The 20,318-nt window shown below is 57.6% G+C and carries 23 protein-coding genes; 15 read left to right on the plus strand and 8 right to left on the minus strand.

Annotated elements, in window-relative coordinates; translation table 11 throughout:
* Positions 1-4 precede the first annotated feature (4 nt).
* Complete coding sequence (locus tag AC3ITY_RS24170) at positions 5-547, plus strand: 3'-5' exonuclease (protein ID WP_223456895.1); 543 nt, start codon at positions 5-7, stop codon at positions 545-547.
* Between the two features lie 69 nt (positions 548-616).
* Positions 617-901: a pyrimidine/purine nucleoside phosphorylase gene (gene ppnP / locus AC3ITY_RS24175; RefSeq protein WP_007940055.1), complete on the plus strand. Its 285-nt coding sequence runs from the start codon at positions 617-619 to the stop codon at positions 899-901.
* 84 nt (positions 902-985) lie between these two features.
* Here the strand turns inward: ppnP and AC3ITY_RS24180 are convergent, their stop codons facing one another.
* Together AC3ITY_RS24180 and AC3ITY_RS24185 are read right to left on the minus strand one after the other, a co-directional pair.
* Complete coding sequence (locus AC3ITY_RS24180; RefSeq protein WP_489305445.1) at positions 986-1,792, minus strand: MOSC domain-containing protein; 807 nt, start codon at positions 1,790-1,792, stop codon at positions 986-988.
* 98 nt (positions 1,793-1,890) lie between these two features.
* Positions 1,891-2,826 carry a chemotaxis protein CheV gene (locus AC3ITY_RS24185; protein WP_489305446.1) on the minus strand — a complete coding sequence of 312 codons (936 nt, stop codon included), beginning with the start codon at positions 2,824-2,826 and terminating at the stop codon, positions 1,891-1,893.
* 464 nt (positions 2,827-3,290) lie between these two features.
* Here AC3ITY_RS24185 and AC3ITY_RS24190 point away from each other — a divergent pair, with 464 nt between their 5' ends.
* The 4 genes from AC3ITY_RS24190 (at position 3,291) to AC3ITY_RS24205 (ending at position 6,422) form a co-directional block, all read left to right on the plus strand.
* Positions 3,291-3,761, plus strand: a complete 471-nt coding sequence (locus tag AC3ITY_RS24190; protein ID WP_489305447.1) for a hypothetical protein — start codon at positions 3,291-3,293, stop codon at positions 3,759-3,761.
* Positions 3,762-4,262: 501 nt separating this feature from the next.
* Positions 4,263-5,156 carry a sensor histidine kinase gene (locus tag AC3ITY_RS24195; RefSeq protein ID WP_489310986.1) on the plus strand — a complete coding sequence of 298 codons (894 nt, stop codon included), beginning with the start codon at positions 4,263-4,265 and terminating at the stop codon, positions 5,154-5,156.
* Entirely contained in the window at positions 5,153-5,812 is a 660-nt protein-coding gene (locus AC3ITY_RS24200; protein ID WP_489305448.1) for a response regulator transcription factor, read from the plus strand. Before AC3ITY_RS24195 ends, AC3ITY_RS24200 begins: the two co-directional genes overlap by 4 nt.
* A gap of 295 nt (positions 5,813-6,107) precedes the next feature.
* Positions 6,108-6,422 (plus strand): hypothetical protein, encoded by a 315-nt coding sequence (locus AC3ITY_RS24205; RefSeq protein ID WP_223449143.1) that lies wholly within the window; start codon positions 6,108-6,110, stop codon positions 6,420-6,422.
* Between the two features lie 64 nt (positions 6,423-6,486).
* Here the strand turns inward: AC3ITY_RS24205 and AC3ITY_RS24210 are convergent, their stop codons facing one another.
* Together AC3ITY_RS24210 and moaB are read right to left on the minus strand one after the other, a co-directional pair.
* Positions 6,487-7,713, minus strand: a complete 1,227-nt coding sequence (locus tag AC3ITY_RS24210) for a molybdopterin molybdotransferase MoeA (RefSeq protein ID WP_489305450.1) — start codon at positions 7,711-7,713, stop codon at positions 6,487-6,489.
* Positions 7,697-8,236: a molybdenum cofactor biosynthesis protein B gene (moaB, locus tag AC3ITY_RS24215; protein WP_489305452.1), complete on the minus strand. Its 540-nt coding sequence runs from the start codon at positions 8,234-8,236 to the stop codon at positions 7,697-7,699. The genes AC3ITY_RS24210 and moaB overlap by 17 nt, the downstream gene beginning before the upstream one ends.
* 81 nt (positions 8,237-8,317) lie before the next feature.
* Here moaB and mobA point away from each other — a divergent pair, with 81 nt between their 5' ends.
* On the plus strand, positions 8,318-8,920 hold the full coding sequence (gene mobA, locus AC3ITY_RS24220; protein ID WP_489305453.1) for a molybdenum cofactor guanylyltransferase MobA: 603 nt from the start codon (positions 8,318-8,320) through the stop codon (positions 8,918-8,920).
* A 76-nt stretch (positions 8,921-8,996) separates the two neighbouring features.
* Positions 8,997-9,218, plus strand: coding sequence for a YgdI/YgdR family lipoprotein (locus tag AC3ITY_RS24225; RefSeq protein WP_090457042.1), 222 nt, complete (start codon positions 8,997-8,999; stop codon positions 9,216-9,218).
* 84 nt (positions 9,219-9,302) lie between these two features.
* On the opposite strand, the gene AC3ITY_RS24230 is transcribed toward AC3ITY_RS24225, so the two are convergent.
* The 4 genes from AC3ITY_RS24230 to AC3ITY_RS24245 form a co-directional block, all read right to left on the minus strand.
* The gene (locus AC3ITY_RS24230; protein ID WP_489305455.1) at positions 9,303-10,193 is read right to left on the minus strand and encodes a pseudouridine synthase; all 891 of its coding nucleotides are present in this window, start codon (positions 10,191-10,193) and stop codon (positions 9,303-9,305) included.
* Between the two features lie 71 nt (positions 10,194-10,264).
* Complete coding sequence (locus tag AC3ITY_RS24235) at positions 10,265-10,582, minus strand: hypothetical protein (protein ID WP_008020364.1); 318 nt, start codon at positions 10,580-10,582, stop codon at positions 10,265-10,267.
* Positions 10,583-10,754: 172 nt separating this feature from the next.
* Positions 10,755-10,991 carry a glutaredoxin family protein gene (locus AC3ITY_RS24240; protein ID WP_489305457.1) on the minus strand — a complete coding sequence of 79 codons (237 nt, stop codon included), beginning with the start codon at positions 10,989-10,991 and terminating at the stop codon, positions 10,755-10,757.
* Positions 10,992-11,096: 105 nt separating this feature from the next.
* The gene (locus tag AC3ITY_RS24245; protein ID WP_489305459.1) at positions 11,097-12,305 is read right to left on the minus strand and encodes an ammonium transporter; all 1,209 of its coding nucleotides are present in this window, start codon (positions 12,303-12,305) and stop codon (positions 11,097-11,099) included.
* 328 nt (positions 12,306-12,633) lie between these two features.
* Here AC3ITY_RS24245 and AC3ITY_RS24250 point away from each other — a divergent pair, with 328 nt between their 5' ends.
* The 7 genes from AC3ITY_RS24250 to AC3ITY_RS24280 all read left to right on the plus strand — a co-directional run bounded on the left by AC3ITY_RS24250 (position 12,634) and on the right by AC3ITY_RS24280 (position 20,318).
* Positions 12,634-12,948: an ElaB/YgaM/YqjD family protein gene (locus AC3ITY_RS24250; RefSeq protein ID WP_489305461.1), complete on the plus strand. Its 315-nt coding sequence runs from the start codon at positions 12,634-12,636 to the stop codon at positions 12,946-12,948.
* 1 nt (position 12,949) lies between these two features.
* A complete protein-coding gene (locus AC3ITY_RS24255) occupies positions 12,950-13,339 on the plus strand; it encodes a phage holin family protein (RefSeq protein WP_489305463.1) in 390 nt (129 codons plus the stop codon).
* The gene (locus AC3ITY_RS24260) at positions 13,336-13,680 is read left to right on the plus strand and encodes a hypothetical protein (protein WP_489305465.1); all 345 of its coding nucleotides are present in this window, start codon (positions 13,336-13,338) and stop codon (positions 13,678-13,680) included. The genes AC3ITY_RS24255 and AC3ITY_RS24260 overlap by 4 nt, the downstream gene beginning before the upstream one ends.
* A gap of 215 nt (positions 13,681-13,895) precedes the next feature.
* The gene (locus tag AC3ITY_RS24265) at positions 13,896-15,224 is read left to right on the plus strand and encodes a deoxyguanosinetriphosphate triphosphohydrolase (protein ID WP_489305467.1); all 1,329 of its coding nucleotides are present in this window, start codon (positions 13,896-13,898) and stop codon (positions 15,222-15,224) included.
* Between the two features lie 178 nt (positions 15,225-15,402).
* Positions 15,403-15,795, plus strand: a complete 393-nt coding sequence (locus AC3ITY_RS24270; protein WP_489305468.1) for a response regulator — start codon at positions 15,403-15,405, stop codon at positions 15,793-15,795.
* A 246-nt stretch (positions 15,796-16,041) separates the two neighbouring features.
* A complete protein-coding gene (locus tag AC3ITY_RS24275) occupies positions 16,042-16,668 on the plus strand; it encodes a response regulator transcription factor (RefSeq protein ID WP_008002663.1) in 627 nt (208 codons plus the stop codon).
* An 8-nt stretch (positions 16,669-16,676) separates the two neighbouring features.
* The gene (locus tag AC3ITY_RS24280; RefSeq protein WP_489305470.1) at positions 16,677-20,318 is read left to right on the plus strand and encodes a transporter substrate-binding domain-containing protein; all 3,642 of its coding nucleotides are present in this window, start codon (positions 16,677-16,679) and stop codon (positions 20,316-20,318) included.

A 20,318-nucleotide genomic window follows, 5' to 3' on the forward strand; every position in this document is an offset into this window, starting at 1 on the left:
TGCAATGCCTCATTGGCTGGTCATTGATCTGGAGGCCACCACCGATGAAGGGGGTTGGCCCGTAACGGATATGGAAATCATTGAAATCGGCGCCACCCTGGTGGACCGCAAAGGACGCGAACTGGACCAGTTCCAGCGCTTCGTCCGGCCTTTGCGGCGGCCGTTGCTGACGCCGTTTTGCCGCGAGCTGACGCACATCACCCAAGCCAACATCGATGCCGCGCAACCGCTGGGCGAAGTCTGGCCGGCGTTTGAACGCTGGCTCGGCCAACACCACACACGACTTGAAGGCTGGGCCAGTTGGGGCGATTACGATCGCAAACAACTGCTCCAGGATTGGCAGCAGTTGGGACTCGCCAGCATGCTGGCCAACGTGCCGCACATGAACCTCAAACAGCGCTTTGCCAAGGCCCGACGCCTGGAACGCCCGCTGGGGCTCAACGGCGCCCTGCAACTGGCCGGCCTGCAGTTCACCGGCCAGCAACACCGGGCGCTGGAAGATGCGCGCAATACCGCACGCCTGCTGCCGCTGGTTCTTCCGCTTTAGACAGGTGACGACACTCGGGGCCTTGTGCATACTGGCCGGCCCTTTTTAGCCCTTTTCGAGGAATCGCCCATGTTTAAAGTCAACGAGTACTTCGACGGCACCGTCAAGTCGATCGCCTTTGGCACCGCAGAAGGTCCAGCGACCATCGGCGTCATGGCTCCGGGCGAGTACGAATTCGGCACCAGCCAGCGTGAAATCATGCACGTGGTCAGCGGCGCATTGACCGTCAAACTGCCCGACAGCAGCGACTGGGAAACCTTCGCTGCCGGCAGCCAGTTCAACGTGCCGGCCAACAGCAAGTTCCAGCTGAAAGTTGCCGTCGACACCGCTTACCTGTGCGAATACCGCGGCTAAGCCTGCGGGGCCTCAACCAAAAAAGTCGCCGCAATAAAAAATGCCCGTGTTTTTCGACACGGGCATTTTTTATTCTGCGCAAAATTACTCGAGGATCTCCACCGGCATGCCGACTTCGAGTCGACCGTTGCCGTCGTTGACCAGGTTCTGGCCGAACATTGCGCCGTCCGCCTGGGAACGGTATTTCTGCAAAGTGGCCAAGGGTTCGCGGTCGTCGCTGCGCTCCCCGGTTTGCGGGTCGATGGTGGTCAGGATGCAGCGCGAACAGGACTTGACCACGCGGAACTCGACCTCGCCGATACGGATACGCTTCCAACCGTCCTCGGCGAACGCTTCACTGCCTTCGATCACCAGGTTTGGTCGGAAACGCAGCATTTCCAACGGACGCCCGACCCGTTGCGACAAGTCCTCGAGAGAGGCCTGGCCAATCAGCAACAGCGGATAGCCATCGGCGAACGCCACCTGGTCGTCATCCTTGCCGTAGCCGGCCTCCGTCATCCGCGCCCGATCCAGCGGCACTTGCACCAGGCGAGTCGGTTTTCCAATGAACTGGCTGACCCAGGCCCCTGCTTCATCGCCTGCATCGGGGACTCGCAAGGTATCGCGCCAGATCGTCACGCCACGCAGTTCTGCATCGTTACCAGGCAAGGCAATATCGATCGGCGAATGGCCGGGCGCGCTGAGGGTCAAGCTGCCTTCGGCATTGCACAAAGCCGACAACTGGCTCATCTGCGCCACCGCACGCTGGGTCAGGAAGCGCCCGCTGGCCTCGTCCACCAGCATCCAGCGGCGATCGCCGTCCAGCCCGAGTTTATCGAGACCGATCGCTTGCAAGGTCTCGGCCTTGGCGGACTTCAACGGATAACGATACAGCGCGCTCAGACGCAACATGGCCAGCTCCCTAGTAGATAAAAACCCCACCCTATACGAGCTTTACGGCCGAATCAAAGGCTGACGAGCAAACACTCCCACAGGTTGTGCAGGCCTGATCAGGCCGGTACTTCGTCAAGCATCAGGCGCTGGCGCACGACGTCGACGAGTTTGTCCGGCTGGAATTTGGAGAGGAAATTGTCGCAGCCGACCTTTTTCACCATCGAGTCGTTGAAGCTGCCGGACAGCGAGGTGTGCAGCACCACGTACAAGCCACGCAGGCGCGGGTCGTTGCGAATCTCGGTGGTCAGGCGATAGCCATCCATTTCCGGCATTTCCGCATCGGTGAAGACCATCAGCAGTTTGTCGGTCATGTGTACGCCGGTATCGGCCCAGGCCTTGAGCATGTTCAAGGCCTTCAACCCGTCGCTGGCGATGTGCATCTTCACGCCGAGCTGTCCCAGGGTATCGCGTAATTGCGTCAGGGCCACGTTCGAGTCATCCACCAGCAGCACCTCTCGGCCACGGGCACGTTCCAGCACCGGATCATCGAGCTTGTCGCGGGAGACTTTGGCGTTGTACGGGACGATTTCGGCCAGGACCTTTTCGACGTCGATGATTTCCACCAATTGATCATCGACCTTGCTGATGGCCGTCAGGTAGTGCTGGCGGCCGGCACTGCTCGGTGGCGGCAGGATGGCTTCCCAGTTCATGTTGACGATCCGATCCACGCCACCGACCAGGAAGGCCTGCACCGAACGGTTGTATTCGGTGACGATAATCGTGCTGCCAGGCCCCGGCACCAACGGGCGCATGCCAATGGCCTGGGACAGGTCGATCACCGGCAGGGTCTGGCCACGCAGATTGACCACGCCGCACACAAAAGGATGGCGCTGCGGCATCAGCGTCAATTTTGGCAACTGCAAGACTTCCTGCACTTTAAAGACGTTGATCGCGAACAATTGCCGTCCGGCGAGCCGGAACATGAGGATTTCCAGGCGATTCTCACCCACCAGTTGCGTGCGTTGGTCTACCGTGTCGAGAATGCCGGCCATCAATGACTCCTGGTGTTGTTCGGATGAATCCACTTAAGGAAGGTTATCGGCTGTTTTTGCCGAAGCTTGACCCTCTCTAAAATGCCACGCCCGGGCATTGATGTCATATTAACATCATGCTTTACTGGCACCGTGATTCCATCTGCTGCACTTCTGCGTCACGCGACCCTGGTTCGCGCGAAAAGTTCCCCTGTGTAAGGGATTCCCCTATCAACAATCAGGTGCAACCTGATATTCGCAATATCCAATAGCCATTAATGTGACGCCATTCTCATTGCATGAACGGAGTCAGGCTTTTGTGTGCGATCGCAAGTCAGTGGCCAACCACCCTCTCGTGTTCCCCAGCCTGCCTCCGGGCCAGCCGCAGCTCGTTCACCCGACGACTCGGCAATGCCGGGGTCCCGACCGCCCTTGTCGACACACACCATATCCCCCTCATTTGAAATGACGTTGTGGAGATAAGTATGCCGAACGACCGTAAAGAGTGGGCCCAGCGGCTCCCCGAGTTTCTCGTCGAAGCTGAAACACTCCTGGCTAAAACCGAGGAATGCCTGAGTCATCTGCAGTTGATCAGCAATGACAAGGACGCCATCGACTGCATGCTCAGCATACTGCTCAAGCTGGCCAACAAGGCCGATGCCCTGGCGTTGGCGGCCGTGTCTGAATTTTCTCTGCATATTCATGGCCTGCTGAACCACGCCCAGAACACCATGAGCCTGCATGACGAGGCGCTGAGTGCCCTGAAAGACTGCCTGACCCTGATTGCCTGGCAACTCGAACTCATCGACCAGTCCACCGGACAGCTCAGTCTCGACGACAGCGAGCAGGTCACCCTGATCGAAGCCTTTGCCTTTCAGGTCGGGCAAAGCCGATTTCGACCACCGGTCAACTCCAGGCCGTTCACCCTCGTATCCTATTCGGAACGACAGGCCTGAACTTGCCAAACCATGCCATATGGCGTGTTCTGGTTATCAATACCGCGCTGTAACTTGAGTGCGCACATGTCGCAGATGAATATTTCATAGCTATAAGCGACATCTATTAACAACCACTATTGCCCATCGACAATTGCGCGCGGGTCTTGACCGGGACATTGCCTGGTATCAACAACAAAACCCAGGAGCAATCGGTATTTTGCGACGGCAACAACCAACTTGTTCCATTATGGAACCGTCGTCCAGACGATTGGACTCCTGACTTTTCGGACATACATACGGACGCGACCAACGGTATCTTAAGTGCTACTATGCCGCCTGTTAGTTGACGCCAATTAATGGCAGTGTGGATTCAGCCGGATACAGCTCGCTCCGGTTCGGAGCTGAACTCTCCAACAAAAAGTACATCCCGTTGAAGTCGGCGCTCCACATTAAAAACAGGGGCCTGTCAGCCAGCATGACCGGCCAGCCCGCAGCGAACATCCATTGGCTCCATCCGCTATGCACGCCAGCCTCAAGTCAACCGCCATGTGGCCACCTTTGCGAGCATATGCACGCACATTCACGCTGTTGCTATGCGCCTGCTCGACCCTCGGCAGTCTACTGATCTATGTCTTGTCCATCCCGTTGCCCCTGTCATTGCTGGTACTCAACGTTGCGGCGCTGACCAGTGTTGCCGTGCAGTACTGCCTCTCGCGCAAATCCATCAAGTTCCAGCCTCAGGAACTGGCCGACCGACTGTTGCAGGTTCAGGAAAACGAGCGCCACCGGCTGAGCCGGGAACTGCATGACGACATCGGTCAATTGCTGACCGCCGCCAAACTGCAAAGTGACTGGCTCAAACGCCGGATGCCCGAAGAACTCCAGGAGCAATGTTCGGTCCTCTGTGACACGCTGGAAGAAACCCTGACCAAAGTTCGTGACGTATCCGCCATTCTCAATCCCCGGCAGTTGACCAGCCTCGGTCTGGAAGCCAGTCTGCGGGCACACCTGCTCAAGACCCTGGCCAACACCCCGGTGCACTGGAGCCTGGAATGCCAGCAGCGCCTGACCGGCATACCGGAGGAAATGGCCGTGGCGGCTTTCCGTATCACCCAGGAAGCGGTCACCAATATCCTGCGACATGCCCTGGCCAAAAATCTGCTGGTGTGCCTGCAGCGCCTGCCCCAAGGCATGAAGTTGCAGATCAGCGATGACGGTCAGGGCTTTGCGCCCGCAACAGACCCAGCTCGTGAAGGGCAACGCGGTATGGCCGGGATGTCGGAACGGATCGATCAACTGGGCGGCACACTGACCGTTACCAGCGAGCCGGGCAAAGGCACTCAAATCGAAGCTCTTTTTCCCTGGGCGCCCCGTGCGCTCGAACGGGCCAGTTCGAATAAGGTTATGCATTGACTTGTAATTTACTACTGGTGGATGACCACTCGCTGATCAGGGCTGGCGTGCGCGCCCTGGTAATGGATCTGCCCGGCTATGCCGTCATCGGTGAGGCCAGTGACGGCTCGCAGTTGCTGGAAATGGTCGAGCATCTGTCCCCGGATATTGTCCTGCTGGATATTTCGATGCGCCAGACCGGCGGCCTCGAAGCCTTGCAGCAGCTCAAGCGAGTGCGCCCGCAGAGCAAGGTCCTGATCCTCTCGATGCACACCGACCCGGCCCTGATCATGCGGGCGCTGGAGTCCGGAGCCCATGGCTACCTGCTCAAGGACACCACGGCGACCGAACTCGAACACGCGCTGGAGGCCTTGCGCAACAACGAGCGCTATCTGAGCCCGGCCATTGCCCACACGGTGATCAACCAAGCGCTGACCCGAAACCAGAAGCACCAACCCGAACCTGCCGACTCGCACAACCTGACGGCACGTCAGCTGGAAATCCTGCGGTTGATCGTTCGCGGAAAATCCACCCGAGAGATCGCCAACGGCCTGGGGCTGAGCGTCAAGACCGTCGAAACCCACCGCTCGCAGATCATGAAGCGTCTGCAGATCTACGATGTCGCCGGCCTGGTGCTGTTTGCCGTGCGCGAACAAATCATCAGCCTTGATGACTAGGCAGTTCACCGGCACGTAACAGCGGCGAATCGTCAGGCAGATGCACGAGTAACGCCGCTGGGCGAACCGAAAAACGCAGGTTGTCCCCTTCCAGGGCAGGCGCGCACGAATAAACATGCTGTCGACGCCAGAAGCCCCCCCGTTAAAAGTCGCAAGAAAACGAATTACTTCCAGTCGGACAGTCTTGATCCCCCCACACGGCAGGATTTTTCTTACAAAACGTGAGGAATCGGCTCAATTGACCACAAATCTGAATTGGTAGACCTTGGGCTGCAGGACATCACAAGGACGTGCCATGCAATGCCAAAACCTCGCATCACCGGCCATTTCGGTCTTGCCGCTCACGGATAATAAAACTGCAGGCCATCGAGCTGAATGCAGCAACAGCACAAAAACCACGGGAGAAGTCGATATGGAACCTCGCGTCACCGAGCTGGAAACACACCTCAAGCACATACGCAGGGACATGGACGAAGTCCGGGGTGACGTCAAATCCATCAAACACAGGCTTGCCTATTCCGCCGGCGGAACAGCCGTGATCCTCGGCCTCCTTGGCTGGATCGCCAACAGCCGTTTCGAACAGGTTATTTCATTGTTTCTGGCGCATTGAGTTGCCATCGACACAAGACCCGGTTCAATCAACCGGGTCTTGTGTGACAAAGCCGTTGTAGCTATCAGCTCAGGACTTCGCTCAACGGAATGAAGTAAACGCTTTCGCCCTGAACCAGCGTGCGACCTTCCAGGACTTCTACCAGTCCATCAGCCCAGGCAGCGCTGCGCAGCACACCGGAACTCTGGTTTTTGTAGATCGTCGCCCTGCCGTTTTCCAGCCGTGCGCGCAAATACTCACGCCGATTGCCGGGTTGGAGCCAGTCAAACCCTGCCGGCACCTGCACCTTCAGCGGCTCAACATCTTTTACACCCTGACGACGCAAGAGATAGGGCCTGGTCAACAACGCAAAGGTCACGAGGGTCGATGCCGGATTGCCCGGCAAGCCAATCACAGGTACACCGCGAAAATGCCCGAACGTCAGCGGTTTACCGGGTTTGATGGCGAGTTTCCATAACGTCAATTCGCCCTCTTCACGCAAGGCGATGCCCAGAAAATCGGCTTCTCCTACCGATACGCCACCGGTCGAGAGGATCAGGTCGACATCCTTCAACTCACCCAATCGGGAGCGAGTGGTTTCCAGATTGTCCGGCAGAATTCCCGCGTCGACGACCTCACACCCCAAACGCAGCAACCAGCTACACAACAACACCCGGTTGCTGTTGTAGATTTGTCCCGGCCCCAGTGTCTGCCCCGGCTCAATCAATTCGTCGCCGGTAGACAGCACTGCCACACGCACCTTGCGAACCACCTCGAGCTCAGCGCATCCCAAGGAGGCAGCCAATCCTTGTTCGATCGGCCCCAGCTGCGTACCTGCTGGCAGAATCAGCTCACCGACGGTGGTTTCCTGGCCTTGCGGACGGATGTTCTGACCTGGGGTCAAGGCTTGAGTGAAACGTACTCGCTCATCGGCCTGAACCTCGGCGTTCTCCTGCATTTCGACGCAATCGGCACCGGCGGGAACAGGCGCCCCGGTGAAAATGCGTGCACAGGTTCCTGGCTGCAACGGATCGGGGGCCTGACCGGCAAACACCTTCTGACTGACTACCAGCGGCTCTCCCGTCCAGTCAGCCATGCGCAAGGCATAACCGTCCATGGCACTGTTGGGCCAGGGCGGCAGATCAAGCGTCGACACCAGATCTTCAGCCAGTACGCGCCCCTGTACCTGCGCCAACGGCAAGCGTTCACGCTCGACAATCCTTGAGGCCTCGGCCATTTCCAGCAAGCGCGCCAACGCCTGCTCGACAGGCATCAGACTGCCAGACTTGCCAGGCTTACCCACGGGAATCACAAGGCGCTGCCTGTTTCAAATGAGGTACGAAATTGCACGGCCGATGCCGCGAATCCAGCTGCTCGGCCAGTATGCCGTGCCAACCGGTGCGCACTGCATTGGTCGAGCCCGGCAAGCAGCAAACCAGCGTGCCGTTGGCCAGACCGGCCAACGCCCGGGACTGAACGGTCGAAGTGCCGATATCGGCAACCGAGATCTGGCGGAACAGTTCACCAAATCCGTCAACCTGTTTGTCCAGCAGGCAGCCGACGGCTTCCGGCGTGCTGTCACGCCCGGTAAAACCGGTGCCGCCGGTGATCAGCACCACCTGCACGACATCGTCGGCAATCCAGTTGGCGACTTGCGCGCGAATTTTGTAGAGGTCATCTTTGAGCAACACCCGGGCTGCCAGGTAATGACCGGCAGCGGTCAAGCCGTCGACAAAGACCTGACCTGAGGTGTCGGTTTCCAGTGTGCGGGTATCGCTGACAGTCAGCACTGCAATATTCAGCGGTGCGAAAGGTACATCAGCCTTGGCTTTCATAGGCTCGTCCAGTTGTAGGAGAAACAGCCCGGTGTTATATCACAGCGCTCCGTTTTTTCGCCGCCCCCATGGAGGCCTGCCATGACCACGAATTCACAATTGCCACCCTGCTCCATTCTGCTCCTGGCGGGCGGTCGCGGCCAACGTATGGGTGGTCGGGACAAAGGGTTGCTGGACTGGCAGGGCGAACCGCTGATTGCGCATCTGCATCGCAAGACCCGCCCGCTGAGCGATGACCTGATCATCTCCTGCAATCGCAACCTTGAGAAGTACGCTCCCTACGCCGACCAGTTGGTCCACGATGATGAAGGTGACTTCCCCGGGCCGCTGGCCGGTATTCGCGCAGGCCTGAAAGCTGCTCGCCATAGCCATCTGCTGGTACTGCCCTGTGACGTTCCGGGCATCGATGCGGCGCTGATCGGCAATATGCGCGAGGCCGCCAACCTGCATCCGGACAAGCCGCTGATGGTGCGCCATGATGACCACTGGGAACCGTTGTTGTGTGTGATTCCTGTGCTACACAGGGCAGCAATTGAAAATGCCTGGAACGAAGGTGAGCGCAGCCCTGGCCGGTTGATGCGCAAGCTCGGCGCAACCGCGCTGCAATGCCCCGACAAGGACCCTCGGCTGGCAAACCTCAACACGCCGGAACTTTTAAGCGGTCATGACACTGTGTCAGACTGAGATTAATCAGGAACTTGCGAAAACGGTTCACGTCTCAAGTTCAGTAACCAAAGATTTCTTATTCGGAGACACACACATGACTCAACGGACCCTCGCCACTTTCATGCTCGCACTCGGCCTCGCCACTCTCGCCGGTTGTGCATCGCCTACGGTGATCACCTTGAATGACGGTCGCGAAATCCAGGCCGTCGACACGCCACAGTTCGACAAGGATTCCGGTTTCTACGAATTCGAACAGCTCGACGGCAAACAGACCCGCATCAACAAAGACCAGATTCGTACCGTTAAAGAGCTGTAATCCTGGCACTGCCGGATACAGAAAAGCCCGCTTGATGCGGGCTTTTTCATACCTGAAGGACAGCGCTTCAGAGTTGCTTATTAATCACCATTGCAGGGTGATTTCACTCTCGAACTCTCGCTCCTGCCCCGTGACCGGATCGATAAACTTCAGGCCCTGAGCCAGCAGTTTCAAAGGATTGGCGTAGTCATCCTGCGCGTCCTTAAGCACCTCGGGGTAAAACGGGTCGTTGCAGATAGCGGCTCCCAACGCCGCCATATGTACCCGCAGCTGGTGTTTCTTGCCCGTCACCGGGTAAAGACCATAACGCCAGAGATCCCCCTGTTTCTCCCGGACTTCGACCGCAGTCTCGGTGTTGCTGGCCCCTGGCCACTCCTGCATGCGGAAGAACGGTTCACCATCGACCAGTCGGCTTTTATGCACCAACGGGAAAGCCAGGTCAGGCAACGGCGCCGCGATGGCCTCGTAGCGCTTTTCGATCTGCCGGGTTGGAAACAACGACTGATAAGCCGAACGACTCTGCGGATTGGCGGAAAACAGCACCAACCCTGCGGTATGCCGGTCGATACGATGCAATGGCACCAGGTGCGGATTGTCCAGGCGACGGATCAAGCGCCTGAGCAGCGTCTGTTCGACGTATTCGCCAGCCGGCGTCACGGGCAGGAAATGCGGTTTGTCGGCCACCACCAGATGCTCGTCCGCGTACAGGATCGACTCGATCACCGGGATCGGCTTTTCATCCGGCACTTCGCGAAAATAATGAATCCGCAAACCTTCCCTGTAGGCCAGATCGAGGGCAATCGGCATGCCCTGCCCATCGAGGACCCGGCCACGGGCGATTCTGTCCAGCCATTGTTCACGACCGATGGCGCTGAAATGCTCGCACAGGCAATCGACAACGGTTTGCCACGAGCCTGGTGGCAAGTAGAGCGTACTGGCCTGACTGTGTGCCGCGGAAAAAGATGAAGTGGACATACGAAAGCTCTAACCCTCAGTGCAGGGCGGCATTATCCAACAGCAGGGGGAAGGAGCCTAGAGAAGATTCCTCAAGCCGGGATCTGTGTGCGCGCCGCCGCTTCGGTGTACTCCTTGAGCCAGCGCAGCACATCGACTGCCTCCCAGCGGGCAGGGTCATACAGGGCGTACAACAATCCCTGATAACCCACGACATCGAGTTGCCGGTGATAACCCGCGCGTTGAAACAAGGCTTCGATTTCTGCGAAACAGGTATTGAAATGCGTTTTGTTGAAGGGTGTTTTCCCCTCGGTCACCAGACCATCCAGACGCAACTCAAGGACAGCCTCGCGCACGACGTCTGCAGACATCCGGTTCACGCTGTTCTTCAACTGTTCGACATTGACCACGATTCATCCCTCTGACGCCCGGGCTTGCCTGCTCACTCCCGAAAATCAGGAACGGCAAGGCAGGCACCGCGAATAACTGTATACGCATACAGTATCCGATCAACACCGAATAAGCCAAGGGGATCAATAGCAAAGTTCGACAGGCGGGACATACCGCCAGCGCAAGAGCCGCTCAACGCAGGAACGCCACCACCTGATCGGTACTGAACGGCCAGCCCAGTTCAGCACCGGTATCGACTCGTCGCAACACCGGAATACGCAGGCTGTAGGCTGCGAACCATGTTTCATCCTCAGTGATGTCCACCAGTTCCACCAGCAGGCCGCGCTCGACGAACTCCATCAACATGGCTTCGGCTACTTCACAGAGATGGCATCCAAGGGTGCCGAACAGCTGACATTCGGGAAGCATGAGCGCTCAACCAGAAAATGAAGTGACCATTCTAGGCCTGCCCCGAAAAACCGTCGAGTCATTGAGCCCCCTGCCCTGATGCCACCGACGATAAAGAGACCCTTGTCAGTCCTGACTCACGGCGCCAATCTTGTGGATCGACAGGTCCGCGCCGTAATACTCCTCTTCCTGACTCAGGCGCAATCCATGCAGCGCCTTGATCACGCCATACACCGCAAACCCGCCGGCCAGTGCCACAGTGATGCCCAGTGCCGTGCCGATCAACTGGCTGATCAAGCTGACTCCGCCCAGCCCGCCCAAAGCGGTCTGGCCGAAAATGCCGCAGGCAACGCCGCCCCACACGCCGCACAAGCCATGCAACGGCCACACACCCAACACATCGTCGATGCGCCATTTGCCTTGGGCCGCGGTAAAGCACCAGACAAACAGCGCCCCCGCAACAACACCGGTGACCAGCGCCCCCACAGGATGCATCAGGTCGGAACCGGCACAGATTGCCACGAGCCCCGCCAACGGGCCGTTATGTAGAAAGCCGGGGTCGTTGCGCCCGACAATCAGCGCCGCCACCGTACCGCCAACCATGGCCATCAACGAGTTCACCGCCACCAGTCCGCTGACACCTTGCAGGGTTTGCGCGCTCATGACGTTGAAGCCGAACCAGCCAACGATCAGGATCCACGAGCCCAACGCCAGAAACGGGATGCTCGATGGCGCGAACGCGACCAGCCGACCGTCGCGATAGCGGCCATTACGCGGCCCGAGCAACAGCACCGCCGCCAGTGCCAGCCAACCGCCCATGGCATGCACCACCACTGAGCCGGCGAAATCATGGAAACCGGCGCCGAATCGCTCCAGCAACCAGGCTTGCAAACCCAGGTTGCCGTTCCAGACAATGCCTTCGAAGAACGGATAGATGAACGCGACGATCAACGCGGTTGCACACAGCTGGGGAACAAACCGCGCGCGCTCGGCGATCCCTCCGGAAATGATCGCCGGGATCGCCGCGGCAAAGGTCAGCAGGAAGAAAAACTTCACCAGTCCATAACCATGGTCGGCATTGAGCACGGCCGCTGGCTGCATGAACGTCACGCCATAAGAAATCCAATAGCCTATAAAGAAGTAGGCCAGTGTCGAAACAGCGAAGTCGCTGAGGATTTTCGACAACGCATTGACCTGGTTTTTCTGTCGCACGGTTCCGACTTCAAGAAAGGCGAAACCGGCGTGCATGGCCAGAACCATGACCGCACCGATCAGAATGAACAGCGTGTTGGAGCTATGGACCAGGGTGTCCACAGCGCTTTGCAGATTTTCCATGGAATGGGCAGACCTTATGGCAGAAAAAAGCACCAAAGCAGTTCGCGATGGCTGCCCATGCACCAAGTTGCAGCTTCAGGACATCAGCGCACTGATCTCGTTGAACCACTTTGGCGCACGGACGCCGCCCAGGAAAAACGCGCCCCGGACGTTTACGCGAGTTTTTGATTGTTGGTCCTACGGTTTTACTGAAATCATGCCCGGCAATAGCGCAATGGTGCGAACCGGCGCACCACGACCCAGCAAAAGTTGTACCAGTCATTTGTACTGAACCTTCGCCGAAGGCTCATACTCGAACGCATCAGAAAGCCACTTAAGGAGATCCACCATGGCCCGCCCCCAGGCAAAGACTGCTCAAGAAATCCTGATGAACGACTTTCAGACACTGGTCAGTGACACCGAACGCTTGCTGGAGCACACCGCGAACCTGGCCGGCGATCAGGCCGACGAGTTGCGCGAGCAGATCCACGACAGTCTGTTGCGTGCCCGTGAAACCCTGAAACTGACCGAAGACTCCCTGCGCGAACACGGCAAGGCGGCTGTCACTGCCACGGAAGACTATGTCCAGGCCAACCCTTGGCAATCCGTCGGGATCGCGGCCGGCGTGGGCTTCCTGATCGGCCTGCTGGCAAGCCGGCGCTGATATGGCGATCGGTGAATCTGGCCCGTCCGTGACGGGAGCAAGCTCCTCATCGCGGCGCCTGGGTGCTGCCTTCCTTGGGTTGCTGCACAGCCATGTCGAACTGTTCGGCATCGAATTGCAGGAACAAAAAGCCCGCACCGTCAGCCTGTTGCTGTTTGCCGGCCTGGCCCTGGTGTTTGCGTTGCTGCTGTTGGTGGGTTTGTCGACGCTGGTGCTTATCGTGTTCTGGGACACGTATCGCCTGACCGCCATCATCGGGCTCTGTGTGTTCTACTCCCTCGCCGCCATATTCTGTGGAATGCGCTTGAGAGCGGCGATTTTCGATGAGTCCTCGCCCTTCAATGGCACGCTGGAAGAGCTGGCCAACGATAGGGAGCGCCTGCTGCCATGAGCCTGCCTGAACTACCACACAACAGCTCGCGCGCGGAAATGCGCAAGGCCCTGATCCGCCTGCGCATGGAAATGCATCGTCAGGAAATCCGCCACGAGTCCGCGCAACTGCTGCAACCCTTGCAACGGGTGCGCGGGATGACGCAAAACCTGCAGGACGGCTTCGGCATCAAGCACGCTCCACTCTGGGGCGTGGCCGCTGTCACCTTGCTGGGCTTTCTGACCGGCAAGGGTGCGAAGAACGGTGGCGGCCTCAGCAGCCTGACCCAGCTGATCCGCCTCGGCACCACACTGGGGCCGCTGATCAAACTGATCATGCAGGGCTCCTCACGCAAAGACTGATCAGCTTTTTCTGGCTGTATTCTTGCCATGTCGACGGGATGCCCCCCTCTATCGAGGGGTGCAATCCTGTGCGCCTACCCGGTCAACAGGCACCCTCCAAAAAAAATCTTGCAAGGAGGCCTCGATATCGACGCCGCCAGGTTGTAGTTCCGCTTGCAGGTCATGGCGCGAACCGGGAAGCTAGGCCATCAGTCACCTGACGGAGAGACCCCGCCTTGGATTGGCACACCCTGCTTACCCGCGAACGCCTTGGAAAACCTCTGCACAGCCCTGAAGAGCTCGGCCGCAGCCCTTTTCACAAAGACCACGACCGCATCATTTTCTCGGGGGCTTTCCGTCGCCTCGGGCGCAAGACCCAGGTCCATCCGGTGTCCAGCAATGATCACATTCATACGCGCCTGACCCACTCACTGGAAGTCAGTTGCGTGGGTCGCTCACTGGGCATGCGGGTCGGCGAAACCATCCGCAGCGCCCTGCCCGACTGGTGCGAACCCGGCGACCTGGGGATGGTGGTGCAATCGGCTTGCCTGGCACACGACATCGGCAACCCGCCTTTCGGCCATTCTGGTGAAGACGCGATCCGTCACTGGTTCCAGCAAGCCGCCGGCCGTGGCTGGCTGGATGCAATGAGTGAAGCCGAGCGCAATGACTTCCTGAATTTCGAAGGCAATGCCCAAGGCTTTCGGGTACTCACTCAACTGGAGTATCACCAGTTCGACGGCGGTACCCGACTGACTTATGCAACGCTGGGCACGTACCTGAAGTATCCATGGACGGCCAGGCACGCCGACTCGTTGGGCTACAAGAAACACAAGTTCGGGTGTTATCAGAGCGAGCTGCCGCTGCTGGAGCAGATCGCCCATAAACTCGGCCTGCCGCAACTGGAGGAGCAACGTTGGGCGCGGCATCCGCTGGTGTACCTGATGGAGGCCGCAGACGACATCTGCTATGCGCTGATCGACCTGGAAGACGGCCTGGAAATGGAGTTGCTGGAATACGCTGAAGTCGAGTCCCTGCTGCTGGGTCTGGTAGGCGATGACTTGCCGGAGACCTACCGCCAGCTCGGTCCCGGCGATTCACGTCGACGCAAACTGGCGATCCTGCGCGGCAAAGCCATCGAGCACTTGACCAATGCCGCGGCCCGCGCCTTCGTCGAGCAACAGGAGGCGCTGTTGGCCGGTACACTGCCCGGCGATCTGGTGGAACACATGCACGGTCCCGCCAAGCGTTGCGTGCTGAATGCCAAGGACATGGCCCGCAAGAAAATCTTCCAGGACAAGCGCAAGACCCTACACGAGATCGGCGCCTACACCACGCTGGAAATCCTGCTCAATGCCTTTTGCGGTGCCGCGCTGGAGCAGCACAACGGTCGGACTCCGTCATTCAAGAGCCGTCGCATCCTTGACCTGCTGGGTAACAATGCACCCGATCCCCACGGCCCGTTGCACATTTCGTTTTTGCGCATGATTGATTTCATCGCCGGCATGACCGACAGCTATGCCAGTGACATGGCCTTGGAAATGACCGGCCGCGCCAGCCACTGAGGTGTATCGATTGATCAGCCATTACGGCATTCGTTATGGCTGATCCCCCCTTCAACATCCAACAGCGCTCAAGTTTCGTCGAATCGCCCTACAGCACATGGCGAGCAAACTGATCGCATGCCCGGCACTCTCGCGAAACAATCGCCCTCCCTTCTGTTCGACAGATGAAGTACGCCCCATGGCCGAAGACGATCTACGCATCCTCGTGGTGGAAGACCACCCCTTCCAACTAATAGCCACTCAATACCTGCTGGAAAGTTATGGCTTCACCCGACTGACTACCACCGACAGCGCCAAAAGCGCCATGCAGCAAATGCTCGAGGCCGATCAACCGTTCGACATCCTTTTATGCGATCAATGCCTGCCCGATCTGACGGGACTCGATCTGGTCCGGTTCGCCAGCCAGAGAGGGCTGATCAGGCAGGCGATCATTCTGAGTAGCCTGACGACCTCTGAACTGGATGAACTTGAAAAAACGGCCATTGAACACGCGCTGCCATTATTGGGTTACTTGATAAAACCATTGAAACATTCTGAATTTAGAGACTTGTTGACCTCAGCACCACTATAGAAAGAATACATATAAAAGCCGACAAACACACAGTGCAAAATCTATAAACAACTTCCTTTTAAAGCACACCCGAGCGTTGGACTTTTTTCAGCCTTCCTAATAAGAGACCTAGTTAATACGTAGTCCCATTCCTTTTAATCTGTAGGATTTTTCCTATATTGCTGCTATAGCTCGGACAGTTCATGCGTCCGTTCAAGTATCTGAGCTATGGTGCGCGCTTTATTTGAGCTCGCATGGGATTTGATTATGAACTCCGTTTTTATTGTCGACGATCACCCGGTTATCCGCCTTGCCGTTCGAATGTTACTGGAACATGAAGGTTACAAAGTCGTCGGCGAAACTGACAATGGGGTCGACGCCATGCAAATGGTTCGCGAATGCATGCCAGACCTGGTCATTCTCGACATCAGCATTCCAAAACTGGATGGCCTGGAAGTGCTATCCCGATTCAACGCAATGAGTACCCCCCTTAAAACGCTGGTACTGACAGCACAATGCCCGACACTTTTCGGTATTCGTTGCATGCAATCCGGTGCATCTGGCTATGTCTGCAAACAAGAGGACATCAGTGAACTGGTCAGCGCCATAAAAGCGGTATTTGCAGGTTACAACTATTTCCCGAGCGAGGCTTTGAACCCCGTCCGCGGAGATGAAACACGCTGTATCGAACTGGAACTGTTCAAATCGGTAAACGACCGGGAGCTGATGGTCTTGCAACTTTTTGCCCAAGGTCGCACAAACAAGGAAATTGCCAAGGGCATGTTTCTGAGCAACAAGACCGTAAGCACCTACAAAAAGCGCCTCATGCAGAAACTCAAAGCCAAATCCCTGGTTGAACTGATCGAGATGGCAAAACGTAACGCGCTAGTGTGAGAACCTCGATGCCCAGCCGTTTGAAGGTCTATCTGATTCAAGTGACCGCAGGTCTATGCGTGAGCACCTCGTTGTTCGGGGCACTGGGCAATGAACACTACACGCTGCTCAGCCGCTCGAAGGCCGGGGCACTGGAGGCTCGGCTGGATGAGTCCCAGCGACAATGGCTAAAACATAAAAATCAACTAAGGCTCGGTACGTCGGCCCCGGACTATCCTCCTTTCGACCTGACCACCAGTGGTCAGGACTATGAAGGGTTTACCGCCGATTACGCTGGTCTCCTGGGAAAAGTAACCGGTTTGCCCGTCACGGTTCAGCGTTTCGATTCCCGAGGGGCCGCGATCGCTGCGCTGAAGAACGGCGAAGTCGATCTGCTTGGCACCGCCAATGGATTCGAAGCTGGCAATGCCGACATTGCACTGTCCATACCCTATGCCGTCGACCAACCCGTATTGGTGACCCGCGAAGGGGAAACCCGATCCCTCACCAATGGCTTGGCCGGATTGCGCCTGAGCATGGTGTATCACTACTTGCCGCTGGCGGAAGTCAGGGCGTTGTACCCGAAGGCGATCATCACGTCCTATCCGTCCTACCAGAATGCGATCAATGCCGTTGCTTTCGATCAGGCGGACGTGTTTCTCGGTGACACCATTTCAACTCACTACATGATCAACAAGGGGTACTTGAACAACATCCGCATGGCCAACTTCGGCAAACATGAAGCCTATGGTTTCAGCTTCGCCGTTAACAGGAACAACCCCGAACTGCTCGGCATCATCAACGCGATGATCACGGCCATCCCTTCCAGTGAACGAGAAAACATCGCCAAACGCTGGAGTGCCGGTAGCGACATTCTGCTGACCGATCAAAAGCTGCAACTCACTGACCGGGAAGAACGCTGGCTGGCACACCACCCGATTGTGCGCGTCGTCGTCAACGAAGCCTTTGCGCCACTGACGTTTTTCGATAGCAATGGCAACTTTCGCGGGGTCACCGCGGATTTGCTTGAGCTGATCAGGCTGCGCACCGGCTTGCGCTTTGACATCCGGCGCAGTCGAAGCGATGACGAAATGATCAAACAGATCAAGGACAACAAGGCCGATGTGATCGCAGCGTTGCTTCCCAGCGCCCAACGTCAAACCCAACTGAACTTTACCCGCCCCTTTCTGGAAAATTCCTACGTCCTGCTGACCCGCAAAGCCGCCGACAGCCCAACCAACCTTGCGCAGTTACAGGACAAGCGTCTGGCCATTGCCCGCGGCAATCCACTCATGGACTACCTGCGCAAAGAGTTTCCCCGGATCAAGTTGATCGAAACCCCGGATACATTCAGCGCCGTAGAGTCACTCGCCGAAGGCCAGGCCGAGGGCGCGGTGAACTCACTGGTCATTGCCAATTACTTCATTTCCTCGCGGCTGTTCGAGCACACATTGCAAATCAGCACCACCATTGGCACCGAGCAGGCGGCGTTTTCCCTTGCCACCGCTCGGGGCGCCAAAGAGCTGAATGCGATTCTCGACAAAGCGTTATTGAGCATCTCGCCGGAGGAACTGGGCATCATCAACAGTCGCTGGCGCGGCTATTCGGCGTCCTCGCAAAGTACCTGGCGCAACTATCAAAGGCTGTTCTACCAAATTGTCATCGGTGCAGGCGTGCTATTGCTGATTTCCATTGCGTGGAACGACTACATGCGACGCCAGATCAAGCAGCGCAAGGCCGCCGAGCGTGCGTTGAACGATCAGTTCGAGTTCATGCGATCGCTGGTCAATGGCACGCCCCATCCGATCTACGTACGTGATCGCCAGGGGCTGCTGCAAAGTTGCAACGACAGTTACCTGCAAGCGTTCTGCGCCAGGCGTGAAGATGTCATTGGCAAAAGCGTCATGCAGGGATCGATGAGCAATGTGTTCGAAGCCCGGGAGTACCAGGCTGACTACCAGCGTGTGGTGGCCGAGGGCAGACCGTTGATTGTCGATCGCGAGCTGCACATTGGTGGCCGGCGGCTGACGATCTATCACTGGATTCTTCCCTATCGGGATTCCAGCGCAAAAGTGCAAGGCATTATCGGTGGCTGGATCGACATCAGCGAACGGCGGCAACTGCTCGATGATCTGCGTTGCGCGAAAGAGCGCGCCGATAACGCCAATCGGGCCAAAAGCACGTTTCTGGCCACGATGAGCCATGAGATCCGCACACCGATGAATGCAATCATTGGCATGCTTGAACTGGCACTCAAGCGTCTTGATCATCAGCACCCGGAGCGTCCGGCCATCGATGTCGCGTACAACTCGGCGAAAGGCTTGCTGGAACTGATCGGCGATATTCTCGACATTGCCAGAATCGAATCAGGACGCTTGAGCCTGAGCCCGGAGCGCGTTAATCCGGGTGAACTTGTGGCCTCGGTCGTGCGGATTTTCGAAGGCCTGGCCCGACAGAAAGAACTCGAGCTGGTGCTGGAGTTTTCATCGGCCAACCCGACCTTCGATGTGTTGCTGGACCCATTGCGCTTCAAGCAAGTGCTGTCCAATCTGGTCAGCAATGCCATCAAGTTTACCGAGCAAGGCCAGGTCCGGGTCATTGTCGACCTGCACCCGGCAACGCAACATGAGCGCGTACAAATGCGGGTGCAGGTTCACGACAGTGGTATCGGGATCAGCGAACAGGATCAACAACGCCTGTTCGAACCCTTCGCTCAGGCCGACAACGCCATACAATCGGCCAGGGGGGGCGCAGGGCTGGGACTGGTAATCAGCCACAACCTCTGCGAGATGATGGGCGGCAGTCTGCAATTGCGCAGCGAGCCGGGCGTCGGCACTCAGGTGGAGGTGTTGCTGCAGCTGGAATCGTTGCCGCTGCAACAGTCAGCCCAGGTGGCGGAGGCGCAAATCGTCGTCGCCACAACCCCATTGAATGTTCTGGTAGTCGACGATCACTCGGCCAATCGTTTGCTCACGTGCCAGCAACTGGAGTTTCTTGGACATCGATTTACCGTCGCGGCCGATGGACAGGAGGGATTTCAGGCATGGAAAGACCAACCGTTTGATCTGGTGATCGCCGATTGCAACATGCCGGTCATGAACGGTTACGAGCTGGCCCGTGCCATTCGCCAGCATGAACGACAAAACCATCGTCCCCCCTGCACCGTTTTCGGCTTTACCGCCAACGCCCAACCGGAAGAAATACAACGCTGCAAACAGGCCGGAATGGACGACTGCCTGTTCAAACCCCTCAGCCTCGGTGCCTTGAGTCAATGGGTGGAAGGCATTGAACCCACCCATGCAACCCCGGCGTTCAGCCTGCACGGGTTGAAACTGATGACCGGAGGCAACCCGATGTTGAACCGGCGACTGCTCAACGAGTTGGTGAGTAGCAATCGCCAGGATCTGCAAACACTGCTGCCACTATCCAGCTCCGGGGATACGCAGGCGTTGCAGGACATTGCCCACAAAATCAAGGGCGCGGCCCGGATAGTGCAGGCCTCCCGCTTGATCAACTGCTGCGAGGCGCTCGAAGCAGCCTGTCATGAGGATTTCGATCGCAAAAAAATAGCCGGATGTTGCAAATCCATGGAGCGCGCCATGCTTGAGTTGGAGGGCGCGTTACTACGTCAGATCGAGCATTACGACGAAGGCAAAATGAAAGAGCCTTAA

This window comes from Pseudomonas sp. GL_091, assembly GCF_057837725.1.